This window comes from Anabaena sp. AL93 (assembly GCF_001672085.1).
GTDB classification, from domain to species: domain Bacteria; phylum Cyanobacteriota; class Cyanobacteriia; order Cyanobacteriales; family Nostocaceae; genus Dolichospermum; species Dolichospermum heterosporum.
Map to the genome: position 1 here is coordinate 1 of NZ_LJOU01000046.1, position 23,860 is coordinate 23,860.

19 protein-coding genes and 1 pseudogene are annotated in these 23,860 nt (G+C 36.9%); 11 read left to right on the forward strand and 9 right to left on the reverse strand.

Annotation, left to right across the window (positions count from 1 at the left end):
- The 3 genes from AN486_RS13500 to AN486_RS13510 form a co-directional block, all read right to left on the reverse strand.
- The coding region (locus tag AN486_RS13500) for a fatty acid desaturase (protein ID WP_290601052.1) at positions 1-442 on the reverse strand (442 nt) is incomplete at its 3' end.
- Positions 443-632: 190 nt separating this feature from the next.
- Complete coding sequence (locus tag AN486_RS13505) at positions 633-1,691, reverse strand: fatty acid desaturase (RefSeq protein ID WP_053539865.1); 1,059 nt, start codon at positions 1,689-1,691, stop codon at positions 633-635.
- A gap of 230 nt (positions 1,692-1,921) precedes the next feature.
- Positions 1,922-2,737, reverse strand: coding sequence for an acyl-CoA desaturase (locus AN486_RS13510; RefSeq protein WP_053539866.1), 816 nt, complete (start codon positions 2,735-2,737; stop codon positions 1,922-1,924).
- Positions 2,738-2,823: 86 nt separating this feature from the next.
- Here AN486_RS13510 and AN486_RS13515 point away from each other — a divergent pair, with 86 nt between their 5' ends.
- Positions 2,824-4,056 carry a methionine gamma-lyase family protein gene (locus tag AN486_RS13515; RefSeq protein ID WP_053539867.1) on the forward strand — a complete coding sequence of 411 codons (1,233 nt, stop codon included), beginning with the start codon at positions 2,824-2,826 and terminating at the stop codon, positions 4,054-4,056.
- A gap of 42 nt (positions 4,057-4,098) precedes the next feature.
- A complete protein-coding gene (locus AN486_RS13520; RefSeq protein WP_053539868.1) occupies positions 4,099-4,476 on the forward strand; it encodes a GxxExxY protein in 378 nt (125 codons plus the stop codon).
- A gap of 54 nt (positions 4,477-4,530) precedes the next feature.
- On the opposite strand, the gene AN486_RS13525 is transcribed toward AN486_RS13520, so the two are convergent.
- Positions 4,531-5,724 carry a Coenzyme F420 hydrogenase/dehydrogenase, beta subunit C-terminal domain gene (locus tag AN486_RS13525; protein ID WP_290601054.1) on the reverse strand — a complete coding sequence of 398 codons (1,194 nt, stop codon included), beginning with the start codon at positions 5,722-5,724 and terminating at the stop codon, positions 4,531-4,533.
- Between the two features lie 794 nt (positions 5,725-6,518).
- Here AN486_RS13525 and AN486_RS13530 point away from each other — a divergent pair.
- On the forward strand, positions 6,519-7,004 hold the full coding sequence (locus AN486_RS13530; protein ID WP_053539872.1) for a hypothetical protein: 486 nt from the start codon (positions 6,519-6,521) through the stop codon (positions 7,002-7,004).
- A 24-nt stretch (positions 7,005-7,028) separates the two neighbouring features.
- On the opposite strand, the gene AN486_RS13535 is transcribed toward AN486_RS13530, so the two are convergent.
- Both AN486_RS13535 and AN486_RS13540 read right to left on the reverse strand, forming a co-directional pair.
- Positions 7,029-7,310, reverse strand: a complete 282-nt coding sequence (locus tag AN486_RS13535) for a TMEM165/GDT1 family protein (RefSeq protein WP_039202938.1) — start codon at positions 7,308-7,310, stop codon at positions 7,029-7,031.
- Between the two features lie 29 nt (positions 7,311-7,339).
- Positions 7,340-7,717 carry a TMEM165/GDT1 family protein gene (locus AN486_RS13540; protein WP_053539873.1) on the reverse strand — a complete coding sequence of 126 codons (378 nt, stop codon included), beginning with the start codon at positions 7,715-7,717 and terminating at the stop codon, positions 7,340-7,342.
- Positions 7,718-8,203: 486 nt separating this feature from the next.
- Between AN486_RS13540 and AN486_RS13545 the strand changes: the two genes are divergently transcribed.
- Positions 8,204-9,385, forward strand: a complete 1,182-nt coding sequence (locus AN486_RS13545; protein ID WP_234413213.1) for an AAA family ATPase — start codon at positions 8,204-8,206, stop codon at positions 9,383-9,385.
- Positions 9,382-10,113: a hypothetical protein gene (locus tag AN486_RS13550; protein ID WP_290601057.1), complete on the forward strand. Its 732-nt coding sequence runs from the start codon at positions 9,382-9,384 to the stop codon at positions 10,111-10,113. Before AN486_RS13545 ends, AN486_RS13550 begins: the two co-directional genes overlap by 4 nt.
- 89 nt (positions 10,114-10,202) lie before the next feature.
- On the opposite strand, the gene AN486_RS13555 is transcribed toward AN486_RS13550, so the two are convergent.
- A complete protein-coding gene (locus AN486_RS13555) occupies positions 10,203-10,553 on the reverse strand; it encodes a YkgJ family cysteine cluster protein (protein WP_290601059.1) in 351 nt (116 codons plus the stop codon).
- Between the two features lie 278 nt (positions 10,554-10,831).
- Here AN486_RS13555 and AN486_RS13560 point away from each other — a divergent pair, with 278 nt between their 5' ends.
- Positions 10,832-10,951, forward strand: a complete 120-nt coding sequence (locus AN486_RS13560) for a photosystem II reaction center protein Ycf12 (protein ID WP_071992760.1) — start codon at positions 10,832-10,834, stop codon at positions 10,949-10,951.
- A gap of 90 nt (positions 10,952-11,041) precedes the next feature.
- Here the strand turns inward: AN486_RS13560 and recJ are convergent, their stop codons facing one another.
- Positions 11,042-13,087, reverse strand: coding sequence for a single-stranded-DNA-specific exonuclease RecJ (gene recJ / locus AN486_RS13565; protein WP_290601061.1), 2,046 nt, complete (start codon positions 13,085-13,087; stop codon positions 11,042-11,044).
- Between the two features lie 211 nt (positions 13,088-13,298).
- Between recJ and AN486_RS13570 the strand changes: the two genes are divergently transcribed.
- Entirely contained in the window at positions 13,299-14,186 is an 888-nt protein-coding gene (locus AN486_RS13570) for a hypothetical protein (RefSeq protein ID WP_290601063.1), read from the forward strand.
- Between the two features lie 92 nt (positions 14,187-14,278).
- Here the strand turns inward: AN486_RS13570 and AN486_RS13575 are convergent, their stop codons facing one another.
- A complete protein-coding gene (locus tag AN486_RS13575) occupies positions 14,279-19,984 on the reverse strand; it encodes an alpha-2-macroglobulin (RefSeq protein ID WP_290601065.1) in 5,706 nt (1,901 codons plus the stop codon).
- Between the two features lie 186 nt (positions 19,985-20,170).
- On the opposite strand from AN486_RS13575, the gene pbpC reads away from it, so the two are divergent.
- The 4 genes and pseudogenes from pbpC to AN486_RS13595 all read left to right on the forward strand — a co-directional run bounded on the left by pbpC (position 20,171) and on the right by AN486_RS13595 (position 23,624).
- Positions 20,171-22,525 (forward strand): penicillin-binding protein 1C, encoded by a 2,355-nt coding sequence (pbpC, locus tag AN486_RS13580; RefSeq protein WP_290601067.1) that lies wholly within the window; start codon positions 20,171-20,173, stop codon positions 22,523-22,525.
- 114 nt (positions 22,526-22,639) lie between these two features.
- Positions 22,640-22,786 carry a hypothetical protein gene (locus AN486_RS13585; RefSeq protein ID WP_015083478.1) on the forward strand — a complete coding sequence of 49 codons (147 nt, stop codon included), beginning with the start codon at positions 22,640-22,642 and terminating at the stop codon, positions 22,784-22,786.
- 283 nt (positions 22,787-23,069) lie between these two features.
- Positions 23,070-23,186: pseudogene (locus tag AN486_RS13590) on the forward strand (GxxExxY protein); the annotation flags it as partial.
- A gap of 216 nt (positions 23,187-23,402) precedes the next feature.
- The gene (locus AN486_RS13595; protein ID WP_290601070.1) at positions 23,403-23,624 is read left to right on the forward strand and encodes a GxxExxY protein; all 222 of its coding nucleotides are present in this window, start codon (positions 23,403-23,405) and stop codon (positions 23,622-23,624) included.
- The last annotated feature ends 236 nt before the right edge of the window (positions 23,625-23,860 follow it).

Sequence of the window (23,860 nt, forward strand, 5' to 3'; positions counted from 1 at the left end):
AGACAGGATACCAGCTTTCATCATTCTCTAAACTGCCTGTATTTTTGTGGTGAGTTCTGTGGCTAATTCTCCAACCATGATAAGGAACAAGAATGAAAGTATGGGTAATATGACCAACTAGATCATTTAACCACTTATGCTTAGAAAAAGATTGGTGTCCGCAGTCATGACCAACTACAAACAAAGCCCAAAACATCGTTCCTTGCATTACCCAAAAAATTGGCCAGAAATACCAAGAATCTAGGTAATTGGCAACTGCATACAGCAGTCCCACAATCAGAACATCACGAAAGAAATAATAAAGCGATTTAGTCACACTAGGCTGAAAACATTCAGCGGGAATAGCAGCTTTTAAATCCTGAAGAGTAAAAGGTAACTTTTCTTTACCTTCACCAGATTGGGAACTAGGGTCTTGATTAAACTGGATTGTATCTAATTGCACTGGATTGGTTGATTGTAAATTATCAATTAAGTGTGGGGTAATATTTAGTTACCACTGGAATTTAAACAGAGAAATATTGGCAATTTTACTCAACATTCGTGGTTAATTGCCAAACTAAAGGAACTGGTGATGAAAGTACAAGTAAGCAATTAACAAATTTATACTTTCTAAATTCATCACTCATGGATAATTATTTCGCTGCCCGGTATGCGTCAAAAGTAGTATAACCAATATCAGTTTTGTAGAGTTGACATTGATTAGTGATTTCTTTCATCAGATTCCAAGAGAACTTATATTCATCATGGAGATAAGGACCCCAATTTTCTTTGATGCTACTGTAAGCCAACCGTAAATTATAGGAAGGAATAGCAGTAGAAATATGATGGGGAACATGAACATTAATATCGTGACAAAGAACTTCTACCCACTGAGGGTAATCACAATGAATTGTCCCAAATAACTGTGCTAAGGCTTCATTCCATTTATCAGCAGTTGAAAAAGGAACATCTGGAAGAGTGTGGTGAACAATAGTGAAGGTACTCATCCAGAAATGGTAAACAATCCAGGGAATAAACCAGAATTTAATAAAACCCCAAACACCAGTTGTAATAATTAAACTTGGGAAGACAATAGCTGCAAAAGCAACTACTACAGCTACAGAAAGTTTGACACTAGCTTGGTCTTTTTTCTGAAAATTGCGCCAATCAAAATGCACAACTGCCCAATGACCAATCGAACCTACCCACCAGAGACGTTGACGCATAAACAACTCAAAGGCAGATTGTCTATTCTTAGACCAACCTGCAAAAACCTCTGTTCTAATAGGATGCCAAGCGTTGTCTTCGTCTAGCTTGTTAGTATGTTTATGGTGATGATTATGTTTAATCCGCCAGCTATGAAAAGGGTAAATCAAGAACATCATGAAAAAATGTCCCACTAAATCATTTACCCAGCGACGGTTTGCAAATGAACGATGACCACAATCGTGACCAATAACAAAAAAACCTGTTAAAGCAGTTCCTGTAAAAATCCAAGCTAGGGGTAAAAGAAACCAAGGGGAAATTGCGATGAAATAATAGCCCAATGCAGCCATAGATAAACTGAGAATTACAGTTGTCCAGGCTTTGCGGCTATTTTTCTGAAAACATTCCTTGGGCAGACTTTTGATAATATGCTTTAGTTTTATTTGGTCTTTGCCCAGGTCTGTGGAGACCGTTATTTCCTGACTTTTGATGATTGATGTAGTCATGAATACCTGAAAAACAACAGACTGCAACACAACGTTACTAAAAAACGTAACTTGCTGCAAAGTTTTGTAACATTAATTTCTGAGATTATAGCAACTTAACAACCACTTAGGATAGTTAGTTAGCAATTAAAATTTTTAAATTTTAAATTGCCCCATTTACACACAAAAAGTCAATAGTTTTCAGCCAAAGATTGACTATAAAACTATTGACTTTGAGCATGAAATCTGTATTATGCCTTTTTCTCTGCCAGTTTCACATTTGTTGCTAGACCCAGTAATTGCAATAACTGAATTGTCATCCAAGTCATATCAATTTCCCACCATTCCAAACCATGACGAGCAGAGTATTGAAAAGCATGGTGGTTATTATGCCAACCTTCGCCAAATACAAGAATAGCAACCCACCAACAATTAGTTGATCTGTCACCAGAATCATAAGAGCGGTATCCGAATTTATGAGTAGCACTATTTACCAACCAAGTACAGTGATAAACCCAGATAATGCGGACAAAAATTCCCCAGACCACCATTGGCCATCCGCCTAAGAAGTATAAGACCAAGCCCAAAGCAATTTGTAAGAAAATGAAATATTTCTGTAAAAACTGATAAACTGGGTCATCAATAATGTCTTTAGTGAAGCGAGGAACTTGATCGTGAGCGGGAGCGAAATGAATCATCCAACCCATGTGACTCCACCAGAAACCTTGATTTGAATCATGGGGATCAGATTCAGTATCGGAATGTAAGTGGTGAATTCGATGTGTACCCACCCATTCGATGGGACCACCTTCACAAGAAAGTGTGCCAAAAATCACCAAGACATACTCTAACCATTTGGGTGTTTGAAAGCTACGGTGAGTAACAAGACGGTGATATCCCAAAGTAATACCTAAACCTCCAGTTACCCAGTAGAGCAATAAAGCCACACCAACTGCCTGCCAGCTAAAATTGCTAGGAACTAGGGCAAAGAGAGCGCCGACGTGCAATGCAACGAAAAATAGGGTATTAACCCAGTTAATGTGAGGTTTAGAAGTAGCAATTGTCATGCAGTAACCTGAATAGAAATTGTTCAGCCTAGTCTGCGCGATCCTAAAATCCGCATATCTATTTTATGTTTTTGAATGAGGAAACGATGAACAGCTTTGAACAGCTGCGGGAAGCAGAACAGGCGCTATTAGAAATTTTTTCTGGTATTGACGCTCAGGTCAAGCATAATCTTAAACGAGTATTAGATGCCTTTCGTCATCACCGAGTAGGCGCACACCATTTTGCAGGCGTAAGTGGCTACGGACACGATGATTTAGGACGAGAAACCTTAGATAAAGTTTTTGCCCAAGTGATGGGTGCTGAATCTGCGGTGGTGCGAGTGCAGTTTGTTTCGGGAACTCATGCGATCGCTTGTGCGCTGTACGGTGTTCTTCGTCCTGGGGATGAAATGTTAGCAGTAGTCGGTTCTCCCTACGATACTTTGGAAGAGGTAATTGGCTTGAGAGGACAAGGCCAAGGTTCTCTTATTGATTTTGGCATAAAATACCGCCAATTGGAATTAACTGATCAAGGAAAAATAGATTGGCAAAACTTAAGCACTAGCATTACTGACAACACAAAGTTAGTATTGATTCAACGTTCCTGCGGATATTCATGGCGACCAAGCCTTTCCATAGCCGACATAGAGAAAATTGTTTACATAGTCAAACAGCAAAATCCTCACACAGTTTGTTTTGTAGACAACTGCTACGGCGAATTCATAGAAACCCAAGAACCAACCCATATTGGTGCTGACTTAATAGCTGGTTCATTGATTAAAAATCCTGGGGGTACAGTCGTGAGTGCAGGTGGTTATATAGCCGGACGAGCAGACCTAGTAGAAGCCGCCGCTTGTAGACTGACAGCCCCCGGAATTGGTAGCGAAGGCGGAGCAACCTTTGATCAAAATCGCCTGTTATTCCAAGGATTATTTTTAGCCCCGCAGATGGTAGGGGAAGCGATGAAAGGAACATACCTAACAGGTTATGTATTTGACAAACTGGGTTATCCAGTTAACCCCCCACCATTAGCGCCCAGAGGAGATGTGATTCAAGCGATTAAACTCGGTTCAGCCAAAAAACTGATCGCCTTCTGCAAAGCCATTCAACAGTATTCACCCATAGGATCTTATCTAGAACCCATACCCGACGATATGCCAGGCTACGAAAGCCAAGTGGTAATGGCTGGGGGGACATTTATCGAGGGGAGTACCTTGGAATTATCAGCAGATGGTCCATTGCGAGAACCTTATGTGGTTTATTGCCAAGGGGGGACTCATTGGACTCATGTATCTATAGCTTTACAAGCGGCTATTGAGGCGGTGATAAATATAGAATAATCCTCACGCAAAGGCGCAAAGACGCAAAGGAAGAAGGTGGATATGAATGAGAATGAGATGGCAAAGGAAGTTGTTGATGCTGCGTATAAGATTCATACAAGGTTGGGACCAGGTTTGTTGGAATCTGTTTATCAGTCTGTTCTGGAATATGAGTTAGGAAAGCGAGGATTGGCGGTGAAAGCGGAGCAACCCATACCTGTAGTTTATGAAGATGTTCATCTAGAGATAGGTTTTCGGGCTGATTTAATAGTTGAAAACAAAGTTATTATCGAACTTAAATCTGTAGAAACAGTTCACCCGGTGCATAAAAAACAACTATTAACTTACCTTCGTCTCGCTGATAAACGCCTTGGTTTACTCATAAACTTCGGATCATTTCTCATCAAAGACGGAATCTCCCGCATTGCGAACAACCTATAAACTCAGGACAAAGACGCTTCTTCCCTTTGCGTCTTTGCGCCTTTGCGTGAGACCTTATTCCGGTAACTTATACTGCTCCACTATCCGCTTCGCAAACTCCGGTACATGAGCTTCTAATTTCTCTCCATGATTCCGCTTCACATACAAATAATTTCTCGCAAAGTGGGAATCTATGGAAAATCTCGCATATTCCAGTCCTTTGGGGCCAATCTTATCTATCACCACACCCATTAATTTCGCTGCCCACATGGGTAAGGTGACGGCTTGATCATAAGCTGGTATGCTTTGCTGTACTGCTGGTTTCCGGTTTCCTTGGGACGTGACGGGCTGGGTGTTGAGTTGGTCTTTTACCAGTTCGAGCATTTCTTTGCCTGTATCGTTTCTGACTACTATCCATTGCCATTGGTAAGGTGCGCCCATATACCCGACGACGATATCAGCGAGGGAGTTGACGTAATCGAAGCAACTCATACATGATGGGGCGAAGATGTCTTTGAGGACGTTGGTTTTTAAGCCGAAGAAGGGGACTGTTTCTTCTGAACCGTCTTCGTGTTTGAAGTGGACTCGGAAGTCTTGCATAAATTCGTAACTGACTACTGTTTGGGGGGAACGGCTGGTGGTTTCTAAGAATTTTTGCAGTCCGGCGCGGGTAACGTTATCTACGCATGGTGTTCCGAGTACGTAGAGTTTTTCTAAGCCGAGTTTTTTCTCTACGGCTCGTAATGCTTGGATTTGACAACCTACTCCGATGACTAATAACCGTTTCATTCCTGATTTTTCTATCTCTTCTAATACAGAAAGATTGGGGGATAGGGTAGGTTTGTTTACTTTGGCTGCTAGTATTTCTTCGGGGGTGCGGGCGATAATGGGCATGGGTTGAAAGCGGTCTTCTTTGCTGTTTTGGACGCAGACTACGCCTTCTACTAAGCCACGATTGAGCATTTCTATGGCTATGCTGCTAACTATTCCTGTCCATTGTGCGCCTTCGATGGGTTGTTGTTTTCTGGCGGACATCATTTCTTGATGAACTCCAAAATATAGTTCGTTTTCGTTTTCGAGGTTGCGGGGGCGGTTATGGGTGGTGGTTTCTAGTTCGTCTATTCTTTGGGTAATGAAGGCGCAGGCTTCTTTGACGTAATGAATGTAGTAGGTGTCGCATAGTCCGCATTCGCTACAGAGTTCTTTGGCGGGGCGCACGCTTCCGGGTTTGAGGGCTTTGGCTTTTTTGTGGGATTCTATGGATGTCATCTATTTTGTTTATTTTTACTAAATATGGCTTTTATTACCTTACCTTTACAGGTTATGAAGTGGGCGTTTAAGGTTGAATAAGAGGTTTTTTCACGCAGAGACGCTCCAGGCGCAGAGAGGGACGCGGAAGGATTGGTAATGGGCGGGTAAGGTGTCGGGTATGTTTTTAAGTAATGCTATATAAGTTTTGTTGTAACTGGATGTTGCGATACAGTAATTATACTATTCCAAGTATTATAAATTCCGGCGGCTATTGCTATCAGTGCTGCTGCTCCAGCAGTTTTCGGAATAGGAATTGCACTTGGTAGTTATCAGTTATTTAAAGACAGTCAAAAATAGCAAAGCACAAGAACTGATTCATTTTCCCACCAAACCGCCTCAGAATGAATTCTGAGTCTAATAGCAAAAGTCTGTTAAAACAGACTAAATAAATATCAATCTTGATTCAGCTAAAGCTGAATTTTGCTATTAGCCAAGAAATGAATTTCTTGGCGGTGGTGATATCATAATGATTAAAGAATTTTTATGATTATAGCAGATACAGGATTTTGGTTAGCATTAGCAAATCTTAAATACTAAAACAGTCAATCTATTGAATTGGATTTTCTGGACGCAAAGATATTAAGTTTTGCAGATTTTTGAATTATTTGTTAATCAAACTTCAAATTTGTTTACAAAATCGTCTGAAACCGCTTTAATAACGCTATTTTTTGGTTTGTAACAGTTAATTGATATTTGTTGTCAAAATCATTGTTTTAGTTAGACTCTAAGAATACAACAAAGCAATTATTTTTATGAACGCTATTTCTAACCCCAATTTGAAAAAGTCAACTTGGCAAACAGCCATTCTCTTAACTCTGGGCTTTTGGCTGAGTGCTAGTCTGGTGTTAGATTGGGTAATTATGCCTAGTCTTGCTGTTGCTGGGATGATGAATGAGGCAAATTTTTCTACAGTCGGTTATGTGGTTTTTGGGAATTTTAATCGCTTAGAATTATTGTCTGCTGCTGTGGTTTTAACTGCTGTGTTAGCTATTAGCAAAACTCAATCTAATTGGCGTTTGGGTATCATTGCTTTATCTGGACTTCTGTTAATAATCGTATTTCTAGATACTTATTTCCTAACTCCCCAAATGTGCGCTCTGGGGGCTAATTTTAGCTTACTCCCTCGTGATTCAATGCCACCAACAATGAATTTATTGCACGGCGGTTATTTTCTGTTGGAAGTTTTGAAGGTGGTTGGAGGAGGTGTGCTTTTAAATTGGTGTTGGCGGGAAGCTTAAAATCAGAGTTTTTTACTTTTTGAATTATTCCTCGTCACTGTTAGGTAATAATAGACGGATGGCGAGGATGGCAAAACCGACGGCTGCGATCGCTTTTAAAATGCGTGTAGGTAAAAATTGGGACACTGCACCACCAGCCAATGCGCCCAGGAGACTTGTTAATACTAAAGCGCCCGCTGTACCAAAAAATATAGCTTTTCGAGATTGTCCCTGTCCAGAAAGTGCGATCGCTGCTAACTGACTTTTATCACCCAATTCTGATAAAAACACTGTTACAAAGCTTAGTCCTAAAAGATGCCAGTTCATAATTCCCTAATTCACAATATTTATAAGTATTAACCCTGAATCACATCCCACACCAGCATCAGGGAAATTAACAGCAACATCACCCCGGCTGATTTCTCGACGGTTTTCGGGCTGAGTTTTGTAGATATCCAACTACCTAATAATACTCCCAGTAAGCTAGTAGTAATTAATGCTACTGCTGAACCCAAGAAAACTACCCAAGGGGCATGAGATTCTGCACTCATTAATAAGGTGGAAAGTTGGGTTTTATCACCAATTTCTGCGAGAAAAATTGTAATGAAGGTCGTCCCAAAGACCATAAATACAGATTCTTTAGGTTGGGGATGATCCTTAACTATAGTCTGATGTAACTGGCTTTCAGTTTCCGATAATTGGGAAATGCTGACAGGTGGAGTATCAAGTTTCACAGGCGCTAATATTGTCTCTAGGTTGTTTTCATATTCTTTTCATTTTCTCATATTGTTGTCATAAATTGCAACTGGATTTCTCAAAAACCGACAGCTTGATCAAAACGGATTTGTTCTAAACTGCGATCGCTCTGCTTATATACTGCAAACGGTTCATAGTTTAACCAAATATGAAACCCCTCTGGTAAACCTCTCCCCGCACCCCTCCCTGACCCTCCCCTACAAGGGAGGGAAAAGGAGCAGCTTTTATAATTGGAGAGGCTTTGAAGCTTGTTCTTTGTATGATAAAAAAGTCCAGTTTCTAGCCGTTTTGAGTATACTCGTCAAGAGGCAATATCAAGCAAATAGCAGTATTTATTTTTTGCATAAAGACTATTGATGAGAATACGCGCTTAATTAATGATATTAAAAAGTCATCTAAAACAAAATCTCTGATCATAATTTTGAGTGCTAAAATACCAGACATAAAGCGAATTGAAGATGTTCATGTCAGAAATTCTTTTAAATTCTCTATATAATTATTTGTTAAAAAAAGTAAGAAATATGAAAATACAGAGTTTTAAGTTCAGTAACAATAAAGAAAATTGGCACATTGAGGAAGTTAAATTTGAGGATCTAAATTTACTTGTTGGTGGTTCTGGAGTTGGAAAGACAAGAATTTTAAAGGCACTTAATTTAATTTGTGATGTTGCAAAAGGTATAAATCGCAATTTAGATGATTTGGAATGGAGTATTAACTTCTCTCATTTAGGACAAAATTATAGATGGGAATTAAAAAGTTCCTCAACTAAAAACAAAGAAATGTTTCTCAACGTAAATGAATCAGAGCAACCCGAAATTGTGTATGAAAAATTAGTTCGATATGATGATAATTCTGAATTAGAGATACTTCTCCGCACTGACTTATATTCAAAATTCAATAACGAAAAATTACCTAAATTGAAAAGAACTGAAAGTGCAATTACTCTTCTTTCAGAAGAAGATTTAATTATTCCAGTTCGTAAAGCATTTGAGAGATTAATATTTAACTTTGAAACTCGTCAACAATCAATGATTGGACTTGGTTTTAATTTTTCTAAAATACTAGAAATTCAGAATTATAAAGAATTTGTTGCTGATTTTCCGCCAGTCTTAAAGGCTTTTTATTTACAGAAAGTTTTTACAGATGTTTTCAATGAAATTAAAGAACGTTACATTGATGTTTTTCCAGAAGTAAAAGATGTGAGAGTTAGTAGTAAGAGAGATTCATATGGTGATTTTATGCTATTCTTGGAAATTCAAGAAAATGGTTTAGAAGACTGGATTCCTCAAGAGCGAATTTCATCCGGTATGTTTCGTACTTTAATTTTTTTAATTGAAGTAATTACTGCTCCTGAAGAATCCGTGATTTTAATTGATGAATTTGAAAATAGTTTAGGGATTAACTGTATGGCTGAACTAACAGACTTTATCCTTGATAAATCCCCAGATGTACAGTTTATACTTACTAGCCATCATCCATATATTATCAATAATATTCCTTGGAAAACTTGGCAAATAGTTAGTAAATCTGGAAATAAAGTCAAAGTTAGAAAATCTTTAAATATTCCAGAACTTAACACAGCTTCTAGTTTGGATAAGTTTACTCAATTAGTTAATTTACTTGATAGTGAGGAAGTTTCTGAGTGAATCTTTTATTTTTAGTAGAGGGGGGAAAGACAGAACCAAAAGTATATAAAGCATGGTTACAACATTTATTTCCTAGCTTAACTTTTGTTATTAGACCTGAAGATATGACAATAAATACTTGTCGAATTATCGCAGGTGATGGTTATCCAAATATGGTGAGTAAGCCTAAGCAATATCCAGGAGTTTCTCGACTGGAAGCCTGTTTAATTGATATAGAAAAATTCGGTAATGTCAATCATTTTTTTATATGTATTGACTCCGAAGAAAATTCTTATATTGATCGTTTTCATGAAGTTAAATCTAAACTTGATGATCTAAAATCAGGGTACAATATAGATAGCTCAAAAACAGAGATTCATATAATAATTCAGCATTGCTGTATTGAAACATGGGCATTAGGTAATGCAGAAATTGCTAACGAATATAGTTCAATTGGAAGTTCTCCAGTTTTATCGGAGTTTCAGGCATATTACGATATTTTGGTAAATGATCCTGAAGAAATGTCTTCATGTCCACCTGGACATATTTTTAGAACAAAAGCGAAATTTCATGAACGTTATCTCAAAGAATATCTCACAGAATTTGGTTTGTCCTACAGTAAAAAAGATCCAAAAGTTGTAGCGGATAAAAAGTATCTAGATGCGTTAAAAAAGCGATGTGAATCAATGAATCATTTATCTAGCTTGAAATTATTGTTAGATATATGGGATAGCATAGAAACGTTGTAAGCAGTAGCAACATTTAGGTACATAAAGATGAATCTCCCATTGATTACTGCGCTAAAAAACACAATGAGAGAATACCTGTATGAATTAAATCAAAAACCGACAGCTTGATCAAAGCGGATAAGTTCCAAACTGCGATCGCCATAAACCCCCTCAATTTGCTGACGACAGCAATCAATGGCAAAATCGTTCACATCTTCCGGTTCAATTCCATACATCTCTTCAAATGTCTCTGCTACCACCCGACAAAACCGGGGACGGGTGGAGTAGATTTTACATTCCCGCGCACCATGATCATAATTTACGCACCATCCCCCTTCGCCGACCATACTGAGATAAAGTTCTAAATCCGGTGGTGAAAGATACTCTTCTAAATCTGGACGATCTGCTGGTGTTAAGTTACAGCAAGCGCCACACTGAGATATACATTGCCAAGTAGCCATATTTTTAACCTTTTAATCTTCCTGTTATACCCCTGTATAGGGTGATTAGGATATCAATCATGAAACTCTGACAACAAAAGGATTTTACTCCTGACTGCTGACAAAGGGCGCAGACCCTGCGCCCCCACCTCCTGCTATATTCTACTTTTTTATGACTTTTTCTATAATTTTGTGAACTAAATTAAATTTTCGATCCCCTAAACAGATATGATAAGTTGCGGGTTTTACGATTGAATTATTAAATCTTTTTAAACCATTAAAATCATTGGGAGGAAAAAATGGAGATTTTAGCTAACATCAATTGGGAAGTTGTCTTGCAGTTAACTTGCGTGGGACTAATCGTGGTTTCCGGTCCTATAGTAATCTTCCTTCTAGCATTTCGCAACGGCAACCTGTAAATTGGGTCATGGGTAATGGTTTGTATTGTCACCAATTACCCATTTAGGATCATCGGGGTTTAAATCCCCGCTTAAAAAAGTTTTAAATCTTTAATTCTGCACAGAAGTTGATAAAGCCTGAATTGCAGTTTGAATAATTCCTTCATAGATGGGTTGGGACAAATCTATCTGTTCTGCATTGTCGCGGTTGAAACCTAACAGACCAAATTTATCTTCTGGTTGCATAACTAAAACTTTACCTTCAGAATTCTTAACTCTTAATTCCCTACTCACACCATTTTCATAGATTCCACAGGTATATTGACGCTGTTTATATTCAAAACTACCCCGTGATTGATTTGATGAATTAGTGAAAAGTTCAAGAACGTGATTTGGGAGTTTTGCACCGATTAACTCCATTTCAATGGTAGTTTTACCATTAAAGTTATTTTCTCGGAGTTTGTAAGCAATATCCAATCTTGATGGTAAGGGAAAATAGTCACCCCAACGCCATGCTATGCCTTTAATTTCTTGACGCTGATTGTCTATAGTTTGGGATACAGTTAATTTAATGTGACCTTTACCAACTATTTTCTGTTCAATTATTTGAACATTAGGAGTCCAAAAAATTGGATCTGAGTTATCAATACCGCAAGGATGAAGAATATTTAACTGTTGGAAAAGATCCTGATTAATTTCGTAAATATTAACTTGAGTATCTATTTTCAAAAGCGGTTTCAGATGTTGAGGTTCTAAACACTGATTTGCAAATGCAGATAACCGCAATCTAAATTCTGGTAAATTTTCCGTTGGTAAAGAAAATCCTCCCGCAGCTTTGTGTCCTCCAAATTTACCTAATAAATCTCGACAAGTATCTAAAGCTGCAAATACATGAAATTCAGGAATTCCCCGCGCTGAACCCCGAATTATGCTGTCATTTTCGTAAGTTCCAATAAAGACGGGAACACCATAACGTTCTAGTAAGCGGGAAGCAACAATTCCAATGACACCATGATGCCAATTATCTTTAATAACAACTAATACCCGATCTTTTTGTAAAGAGTTTACATATAAATCTTCAACAATAGAAATGGCTTCTTTTTCAATTTCTTCGCACATTTGTTGGCGTTGAGTATTAGTTTGTTCACACTGGATAGCTTTGGCTAGTGCAATAATAAAATCATCAGTTGTGAGTAAATCAATGACAATTTGGGGATCACCAATTCTGCCGATAGCATTAATTCTTGGTCCCAATCGAAAACCAATATCTTCGGGTTTTAAAGATTTGGAATTTTGATTTTTTTCTCCTTCACTAGCTTGAACTCCGGCAATTTGAATTAATGCTTGTATCCCTGGTAAAGTAGATTTTGGTAATATATTTAAACCTCTTTTTACCCAGCGACGATTCACACCCGTTAAAGGGGCTAAATCGGCAATAGTTCCTAAAGTAAATAGGGCTAAAAGGGGTTGTACTAAACCTTTGAGTTCTCCTAATTGCTGTGCTAAACAAACGGCTAAAATATAAGCCACACCCACACCAGCTACACCTCGATAAGGAGAGGATTCAGCTATTAGTTTCGGGTTAAGAATTGCATTAGCTGGGGGTAATATTTGGGGAATATCATGATGATCTGTGATAATAACTTTTAAACCCAATTCTCTGGCTTTGGTAATTGGTTCAACGGCAGAAATTCCGTTATCTACGGTGAGAATTAGTTTCACCCCTTCATCATGAAATTCTTGGACAATCCGGTTATTAATGCCATAACCATCGTGCATTCGACTGGGGATAGCATAATCAACATCAGCACCTAACGCGCGTAAACTGCGGAGTAGTAAAGCAGTGCTAGTCATACCATCTGCATCATAGTCGCCACAGATAGCTATTTTATCTTGATTGGCGATCGCTATTTCCAATAATTCCACACTAGCAGCTAAATCAGGAAATTCTTCCAGAGGAGAAGGTAAATTCAGAGATTCAGGATCTAAAAATATTTTGGCATCTTCTGGGTTTTTCATCCCCCGATTAATTAACAATTGGCTAATAATGGGGGAAATATTCATTAAATTTGCTAATGTTAAACTGGCTTCGGGATTTGTTGCTGCAATTTGCCAACGTTGATTGGGTAAGCGTCTAATTGATTGGTTATTGTTCATTGCCAATTTCCGTCTTTTTCATTGATCATGGTGCGTTATACTGTCGCTAACACAACCTACGTATCTTTTTTAAAATCAAATATTAGTTCTATATTTATAATACGTAATTCAGTATTTTTAATTATTTATTAACAATTCTTACTACAAAACTGATAGTATCTTCATGTAGAATCTGTTTTGATACAAAACTCCAAGTACCAAGTGATTAATCATGAGAAATTGGCAGCAGAAATTATTTGTAGGCTTACTTTGTTGTGCCTTTTTAGTTTTCGGGTGGCAAAATAGAGTATTAGCAGCAGGAATTACTAACAACAATACTCCAATCCTCAAAGCAGAATTAGCCCAATTAGAAGTAACCCAAAATGTCTATGACTATCTATTGCAATATCAACCAGAAACTTATAATGTTCTCACCAAAACATTAGCAGATAGTATTGAAGATGCCAAAGAACCATTAGCAGATGAAGTAGTTAATAATCTTTGGGCTTTATCTCCAAATAATCCCCAAGTAAAATCGAGATCAAATAATGGCAAAGTAGAATATTTGATGTCAACTTGGAAATACACAAGTAACCCAAATACAGATTGGCCAATAGGTGCAAAGAAATTACTACCTTATCAAACTTGGTTTACCGCAGTACCACAAGTAAAAGAATTTTGTCAAAAATATCAACCCATTGATAGCAATATTCCTGATAATATTGAACTTTCTTTGCGGTTACAACAGTATTTAGGATTAATCTTAAATAAATATTCCACTAAAACTCATTTTGTGGAAATGTGGGTAAAAGCCGAAGATTTAACTAGACCATGTATTGATGGAGAAATTAACGATTCTAGTTGTAATCTTTTACCTTTACCTGTTCCTGATAGTAGTCCTGTTGTTAAGGCAATATACACCAATTCCTACACCAATGCCAAAAAAGAATATTATCCTTGGTCTGGTTTAGGTTATACCTATGACTGGGGAAATCCTCTAAAACCGCATCAAGGACCAAGTGAGTTTATTATTAATCCTACTCCAGAAAAACCTGTAGAGGTGGAAGTTGTTTCGGTGACACCGACGCAAGAATATTGCCGGAATCAGATTGTACAATAAGGTTTTTGCACTCTGTGGTTTGGAGGAAATTTATCGAACCACAGAGGCACAGAGGACACAGAGAAAAGAGAATTAATTCATCATAAAAAAACTCACCTTTCTAAGATATCTAAAGTAGAATCTGCACTGCGTCCAAACTCTTCTGGTGCATATTGAAGATGAACTTCCGCACCTGGCCAAATGAATGTTCCTGGGGTAACGGAACGAACTAAATAATGTAAACTGTAAACTCCTGGTTCTAGATGATCTGCATAGGAAATAATCCGATCTTTATAGATTGTTTTATATCCTAATTGCCAATTATCGGCTTTTGCTTGTAATGCTGGTGTCGCTGTTTGAAAACTACCATCTACAGCTTCAAATCCTGCGGGTAATGGGTCTTTTATGACTACATGATCTACAGGATGATCTGTAATTACTTCTAAACCAATATCAAATACTTGTCCAGGTTGTAAGGTTAATGGTTTATCAAAAGCATACATTCCGGTTTTTTGAATAGTTTTCTCTTCATTAACTTTACTAATTTCTCGCGTTACTCGTAAACCGTTAAATCTCCCTGGTTGATTTCCTTGTAAACGATATTTGTAAGCGACTAAATAATGCAATTTACCTCTTCCAGATTTTTGTAACCATAAATCACGTTTACCTTGAGGTAATTGATTCATAGGAATATTCATTTGTAAGCTAGGATTTTGATAGCCATTAAAACTGGTTTCTCCTAATTTCTGATTTGCTAATTTTACCGTAGTTATAAAATTAGGTGGTGTGGGTTGGAGTTGGCTATATGCAACTAAAGCTGTGAGGGCTTGGGCGTTATTATAACTAGATTCCCATGTCCCTTCTCTGCGTAAATTTAGCAGACTTTGCAGTAATTTATCAATAATTTCTGGGTTGGTTTTTTGGTCAATAAATAACCGTAAAGCTTGGGCTTGGGTGACAGTGTTTGAACTCATCCAACTCCAAGTTTTGGGTAAATTCACAACTGCGGTACGTCCAGTTTCATAGATATTCTTTTGGAACTCCAACCGCATGATTTGGGCTTGATTTTGCCATTCAGGAAATTGATATAGATATCTGGCTAATTTGATTTGAGTAACTAGATCAAAATTATCACGTTGTTGATAAATATCTGACAAGAAACTATTGCGTTTATCTCCTAATTGTGCTAAGGCAATTAAGGAATTTAGTTGTAATTGAGATTTACAAAGTTTCTGTTTACAAAAGTCGTATTGTCCAGGATTTGCGAGAACTTTTTGCAGATAAGTTTTCAGATTAGAGATGATTTTACTATCCACTAAATTAGGAAAGTTTTGATTAGCTATAACTAAAGATTCTCCAGCATAAGCAGAAACCAGAGGATCGGATTTTTCTTGTCCTGGAAATGCTGCAAAACCACCATCTGCTATTTGCAATTTTTGTAATTGTGCAATTACTAATTTTGCTTGTTGTTGAGGATTAAATTCGGCAAAGGTTTGATTATATTTTTGGGTGAGAGTTTGCAGATTTGCAGCAATTAATAATTGACTTGCGGCTGGTTCTGCAAATGGTAAATCATTATTTTCTAAAACTTGTTTTGCAGGGGCTTTAATTGCTGGAATTAAGGTACTGGCTAATTGAATATCTAAACCTCCGGCTTCACGAAAGGTATTTTTAGCAATATTCAAGGGAATTTTTACCTGTCTTTCACTTACACCAGTTTCCACAACTTGTTCGGTAATTTCTAAAGGTTTAATTTCCAAGGGGACAGTAAAACCATCAGCAATATTATTTAATTGAGTGGTAAATGTGACTTTACCTTCGCCCAAATTACCCGCTACCATTGGGAAACGATAAGCTTGGGTTGCTGATTCGGCTTTTGGTTGTAATGAGGTGGTTTTGGGGTTATTTTCGGCGAAGTTAAGAGAACCGCTAAGTTCACCGTTAATAGTCAGATTTCCAGTGTTTGTGGTGGTGTTGGTGACGGATAAACCTGCCAAAATGCGATCGCCACTCCGGGCAAATTGTGGCAAAATAGCATTAGTTATTAATGGTTTTGTGGTGATAAATGTTGCGTCACCATTCCCAAACCGCAGATTTCCATCTGTAGCCACAACCATTATCCGCCAAGTTGTTAGATTATCGGGTAATTTAAAGGTGATTTTTGCTTTACCATTTTCATCACTAATCACCGAACCATTGTAATAAGCTAAAGCTTGAAAATCTTCACGAATCCGAGTATTTGCTAAACCATTGGAGAAACCTCCACCATAACCCCAACCTTTGGGTAAACCTGTAGCTAATGGTGCTAATTTAACATCACGACGATTATCACTGAATCGGGTAGAAATTGGTTGTTCTGCATAAACAGTATCTACCAAATTTGGCGGACGATAACCAGTTAATTGTAATACCGCTTCATTCACCACCATGACAGTAAATTGTCCTTTGGTAGCGTTTCCTTGATGATCTTTTAATTCCAGTTCTACATTTGCTTCTTTTCCCGGTTCTAAAGATTTTTCAACTGGGTTAACTTGTACCTTTAAATATTTATCTGTTAGGTTAACTTTAAAAGCTGCAAACCCAATTTTGGCTAAATTTTCTAAACTTCCCGGTTCTACTTGATTAAGTGGTTTACCTTGTCTGACTAATACCGCCTCTACTGCTGCATTAGGTAACATTTCCGGGGTAATTGTAAACTGAATTTGGGGCGCACCTCCTTTAATTTTAACTACTTGTTGATAGAGAGGTTTATCTTTAATCACCGCAAAATATAATTCTCCTTCTGGGTAGGGAGATTGAATTAAAGCTGTAGCTATGTCTCCAGGTTTAAACTCTTTTTTATTTAATTTAACTTCCAATTTATCTTTTTCTTCTCCACCCCAAAATACTTGATTTTCTCCTGTCACCCAAATTTGTAAATCTGTGGCTGTAAGTTCATCTCTACTATTACTGAAATTAGCGCGAATCCGATATGAACCTGATACAGTAGGTTTTAAATTGACTGTTTGGGGAGTATTCCCAGATGTAATATCTGTTTTCCCAACTGTCTGATATTCAACTTGATTTTGTGGAGTTTTGCTACCTTCAACAATTTTGGTGACGCTGCTATATTTCATCTGTTGTAATTCCAGATGTATTCTTTGATTGTCTAAAGCTTTTCCAGTTGCGTCAGTGACAATGAATTCTATAGGAAAATCTTTGCCAGCGTCAGCGACAAAATTCGTTTTTAAACCAATTATTCGGTTACTGGGTAAAGCGGTAAAACTTTGGGAATTAGCAACCGATAAATTAGAAATATCACTAATTTGCACATCTACCCGATAAGTCATGGGGTATGGTAAATCTTTAGCTACAGTTACAGTTTGACTACTTTTCCCATTCGTATCTAATTTAGTGCTAGTTTGCAAAACATCATTCGTCACATTGGGACTTTCTTCTGGCCAAAACCATTGTCTCCCAAAACTAAATTCTTCCCAACCTTTAGGGATAAAATTAGTCTGTTTACGAGTGACAAAATATTTAGCTTCTCCCCCTTCAACTGGTGAACCAAATAAATAATTACTTCCTACCTGCACATCAATTTTGTCATCAATTACTGCAAATTCTTGATTGAGTTTTAAATCAACTTTAAAATTTGGGGGTTTAAATTCTGCTACTCGAAACTCTCCCGAAATTTCTTGTCCCTTGTTACCTTTAGCTTTAATAGTATAAAAGCCTAAAGGCTGATTTTGAGGAATTGGTAACTCTAAAGAAAATGTACTAAATTGGTTAGTTGTTTTTGTTCCTAAATCTGTATTTTGTCCATTAGGACTAACTAAAGTTAATTGATAAACGGAATTTTTGTCTTCCTGAATTTTACCTTTTTCTAAATAATCTGCAAAAGCAGTAAAAGCAGCTTTTTCTCCGGGTTGATATAATTGTCTATCAGAAAAGATAATTCCTCGTGATTCTGGTTTATCAGCTTCCCAACCGGCATCAATTCCATAACCATAAGCACCACTATATTCTTCCGTTCTCGCAAATGCCCAATCTTGATTTTCACTGGCGATTACTAATAATTGTAGTCCGCTAGATTTTAATTTGGGATAACATTGTATTAATTGATTATTCTCAATGATCAAAATTCCCTTTTCATCAGTTTTTCCAGTTGCACAGGGTACAGGTTGAGGACGAGATTTTTCTGCTAATTTTGATTGATAAATTTCAATATTTACCGCTTTAACTGGTGAACCATCACTAAGATGATGAACCCGAATTAAACCCGATTCTGGAAACCATTGAGAAAAGACACCTAAATTAGTTAATTGTACCATGCCATAAGTTGTCGGTTCTTTCCACAATTGCTTACCGTCTTCTTGATATTTATGAGTTCGTGCTTGCACTCCATAAGCTAACATTCCCTGACGATTACCTAATTTTTCTTTCAGAGGAATATTGATAGTTAATGACTGATTTTGTTTACCCCTAATTTTGAAATCTTGCCATTTAGAAGGTTCGGGTAATAAATCATTAGCAGTATTTGTATAAACCAAATCTGTAGGCTTAACAATGCGATAAGCAGCTTGATATTTTGACTCTGGTAAATTAATAGTATCAATATTAATTTGCAAATCTTTATCTGTGAGGAAAATATTTAAATCTGATGGTACAGAAATATTTCCAGCCACATCACCAGTATCATATTTAATTGTTACTGGTTTACCTAAAGTTTGCCCAAATTTATCTTTAAGATTTTTCTCAATATTAATTGTATAAGTAGTAGATGGTTCTAAAGAACAGGGATTAATGCTGACAATTCTATCTTCTTCAGAAACTTGCAATACAGTATCAATATTTTTAGGTACGGGCTTAATTTTAATATTGTCCTTAACGGAATCTGCCAATAAAATGTTATTAAATTCTAACTGAGGACTACCTTTAGTAAATCTCCCATAAGTTCCCCCAGAATCTGGTTCTCCATAGGGTTTAATTCCCACAAATCCTAAAGGTGAATAAGTTGCTAACTTACTAACAAATTCTTTTTGACTGGGTAAATTACCATTAGCAGGAAGAATACCAAGAGAAAAAGTCAACCGATAAGAAGTAGCTTTCTCTAAATTTTGCCCAGGAATAAGATTATAAACCCAATTTCTGACTGAAGGGTCAAATTTTTCAAAAGGATCTAAACTTTCTGGTGTTTCTTCCTTCGCTAATTCCACCTTAAAACCCACACCTTGCGTTTTACCTTCAGGAATTAACTGTAAATGCTTTTGGACAGAATCTAAATCTAATTCTAAATTAGAGGTAAATTGCAACTTTGGTTGTAAACCCATTGGTTCAACTACGGCTTTTTCAATCGGGTTAACTCCTGGTAAATTAGTAATTTGAATAGATTCAGTATTAAAAGTCCAAGCCAAATCTTGACTTAACCGATGATTTTTTAAATCTGCTAAACCCGCTTTAAGAGTAACCTTAACTCGCGTTGCTTTCGGTATAGCTTTATCAGCTTGAAAACCCACCATACGCGGAGTTAAAAAGCGAAATTGTCCCGGTAAAGGAGGCCAAATCGCAAATTTAGTTAATAAACTTTGCTGTTGGGGACTATCAAGACTTTCAACAGGAATTAAAGCTTCCTGAAAGCGAATCCGAATTTGACTGGTAGGTTTTGCATCTCCTAAAGGACTAATTTGTTCTATCCAATCTGGTAACTTTGGCGTAATTAATGACTCAACAGGTGGTAACTTTTCCTTACCTGGTTGAATAGTCATAAAATTACAACCAGTCATTCCAAACACGAGAGTGACAATAAACAGGAACTTAAAGATTTTTCCAATCATCATATTAAATGCAAAAAATATCAACAGCAATTAGCTACAGTGAATAAACCAATCCTAAATAAAATGTAAACAACTCTCCTCCTCTGTGTTCTCTGTGCCTCCGTGGTTCGATTAAAAAACAGGAATGATATATAGATAACTAATGTAACGTAACTATTTCCCAAAAAGCATACAATTCTTAACATTATTATGAATTTACTAACTCATTTCCTCAAAACTCTTACTCTCTGCGTCTTAGCGTCTCTGCGTGAGATAAAATCATATAAATTGCAGATAAACCGCAACTACAAACTGAATAAAATTATTGTCCCTTGCATTTTAATCTATTTATTAATCCGATCATGTCCTTATTTTGCCCCTATTCGTAGTCTAGATATTGCCCAGCATCAATTAGCAATAGAGTTTACAGATCGTAACAATTTACCATTAGGAACTATATTAACCAGTGATCAAGAAAATACCTCAGTTGTCAAATTAAATCAAGTTTCACCACAATTCATCAAAGCAATATTAGCCGCCGAAGATGCTCATTTTTATCAACATGGTGCATTAGATTTAAAAGCAATTTTTCGAGCGATAAAAATAGCAATTGAGAATAAAAAAATTGTTTCCGGTGCTTCCACAATTACCATGCAATTGGCGAGAATGTTGGATAATTCACCGCGAACAATGACTGCAAAATTAAAAGAGGTTTGGTTATCTTGGCGATTAGCTGCGGGAATGACGAAAGATGAAATTCTTGCTGCTTATATTAATCGTTTACCTATGGGGGGAAATATTTATGGTGTAGAAGCTGCGGCGCAAATTTACTTTTCTATTCCTGCTAGTGATTTAAACTTAGCCCAAGCTTCTATTTTAGCAGCAATTCCTAATAATCCCACTTATTTTAATCCTTATCAACATCGAGAAAGATTACAGCAAAGACAGAAATATGTTTTAAATAGAATGGTACAGGAAAAATATATTTCTGATGCAGACGCGCAACTTATATATAAAGAAAAAATAATATTTCAACCTCGTCAACAGGGAATTATTGCTGCACCACATTTTCTATTTTGGTTAGCCAAACAAAACAATACACCTAATCAGGAATCATCACCTATTCGCACGACAATAAATCGCCCTTTACAGCAATTTGTGGAAGCACAAGTACAACAAGTAATTTCCTCTTTAAAGGCTAATAATGTCCATGATGCAGCAGTAGTGATAATTGACAACTCCTCTGGAGAGGTTTTAAGTTATGTTGGTTCGCCTGATTATTTTAATGATGTGAAATTAGGACGAAATGATGGAGTACAAGCTTTACGACAACCTGGTTCTACATTAAAGCCATTTGTGTATGAATTAGCTTTAGAAAAAGGAGTAATTAATCCTCATACGATTTTGCCAGATGTACCTGCCCATTATGCAATTCCGGGAGCGAAATTATATAGTCCCACAGACTATACTAACAGCTTTCTCGGTCCGGTGAGAGTGAGAGTTGCTTTAGCAAATTCTTTAAATGTACCTGCGGTAAAGGTATTAGAAAGAGTGGGTGTAGAAACTTTTTTAAATCGCTTACATGAGTTGGGTTTTGCACATTTAAATCAAGATGCTGAATATTACGGTTTGGGTTTAACTTTGGGTAGTGGTGAGGTGAACTTGTGGGAACTAGCTAGGGCTTATTTAACTATGGCTAACATGGGGAAAATAACACCATTAGTAACTACATTAAACAGTTCCCCAAATTCAAATTCTCAATCTTTAGTTTCCAATTATTGGCAATTAATTATTGATATGTTAAGCGATCGCTATGCCCGATCCACAGCTTTTGGTGTAGACTCAGTGTTAAATTTGCCCTTTCCCGTCGCTGTCAAAACTGGTACATCTTCAAATTATCGTGATACCTGGACAGTTGGCTTTAGTAGTGATTATACTGTGGCTACCTGGGTGGGTAATTTCAACGGTGAACCCATGCGTCAGGTTTCCGGTGTCACAGGGGCTGCACCTTTGTGGAACAGAATCATGTTACATCTGCATGAACGTCAAACACCCGCTAATTTTCCATCTCCAGAGGGCATGGTAAAATTACCAATTTGTGCCATCACAGGGCTAAAACCTACACCTAGCTGTACTTCCGTAGTTCAAGAATATTTCTCTGTGAAAGATAAAATTGCATATCAAAAATCTACGGATTTTCATTTATCACCTGTGTATGATCAATGGTTAGCAAAACAGCCACAATTGCATTTTAATCCTGATAATTTCCGAATTATCTCTCCTCGTAATGGGGATTTATTTCTGCTGTATCCATCTGGAGAGGGACAGCAAAAACTAGAATTTAAAGCTAGTGGAACATTAAATCAGTCTATAGACTGGTGGCTAAATGATCAACATTTATCTACACAATCAACCAATGCGATATTTTGGCATTTACGCCCCGGTAATTGGAAGCTAGAAGCCAGAACTGGTAAGATGCGTGACCAAATAAACTTTCAAGTAAAGTTAGGAAATATCCAACCGAGAAAACAAGGTTTTTCTGTAGCAGATCCTACTAAATTATAGGATGTTATGGATTGATGAATTTTACATAATCACCTCAATCTTTTATCCGGGATTTGATCAATTAAAGTTGATTATGTAAATGTGGTTAAAAGTTTTCAGAAAGTGAAAATAGTCATGAAAAATACACAAGAACGCAAGTCTACTAAAAAGAAACAGTCTTTTTCTCCTGTTGATATTGGGACTCCTAAAGTACCAGTCCGCAAAACTAAAGCGAAAAATCAACAGTCTGAATCACTCAGCGACTGGGAACACGCAAGTTAATTTATGAACTGCTTTTCTTTCCCTGCATCTGTCTAAACTATGATTTGTAGTGATGTTGGTGATAATGATGATTGGCGTTGCTGATTAAGGGTATGAATTTTAGTCTCACGCAAAGGCGCAAAGACGCAAAGGTAAGATTTTTAAAGGTTCAATTTGGAAATTTCATACCTCGATTCAGCAACGCCTGATGATTTAATATGGTGATCATTGAATCAAAGTAATCAAAATAATTATAGTTTAGACAATAATCAAGTAAGGTAGGGTAAGTTAGGGTCAAGAAAAGATGATCAATGAAAAGTATAGATACTCAGAACTGACATCCAAAATCATTGGATGTTCTATGACTGTGCATAAAACATTGGGTAATGGTTTTCAAGAAGTAATTTATCAAAGAGCATTGTTCAGAGGGAACAGGGAACGGGCAACAGGGAACAGGAAAAACTCATGTTTAAAAACATGAGATTGAAATAATGACACTGTTTTTTTCGTGCTACGCATCTTTTAAAAACATCCTTTTTTTGACTGAGCTTTAAACTTGTGCAAATGAGTGTTTCTTATTTGCTCCCTGTTCCCTGTTCCCTGTTCCCTGTTCCCTTCTTTTGTAATTGAAATGCAATTGGCGGGTATTTCTTTTGCAAGAGAATTTGAAATGCCAATTTTTTACAAAAAAGAACAAATAGGAACACGACGAGTAGATTTTTTGGTCGAAGGTGTTATTTCAGTTGAAATAAAAGCAGTAACTAAATTAGAAGACGTTCATTTTGCACAAGCAATTAACTACTTAGAAGCATATAATCTTGAGATTGGGTTACTAATCAATTTCGGTGAAACTAAGTAGGTTGGCGTTGAAAATTGTCGTTATGGCAAGGCAAAAGGCAAGAGGCAAGAGGCAAGAGTGAAGAGGGTTTGGGCGATTTTACGTTTCTTTACACAGTTTGGTTTTATTGTGTTCACCTACTTAGTTTGAACTTTAAAAGACTTACTAATAAGAAATATAAAACGTCTGAACTATGATTCCTATGATTTGGATGATTCTTGTGATTTTTATGATTCTTGTGATTTTTATGATTTTTA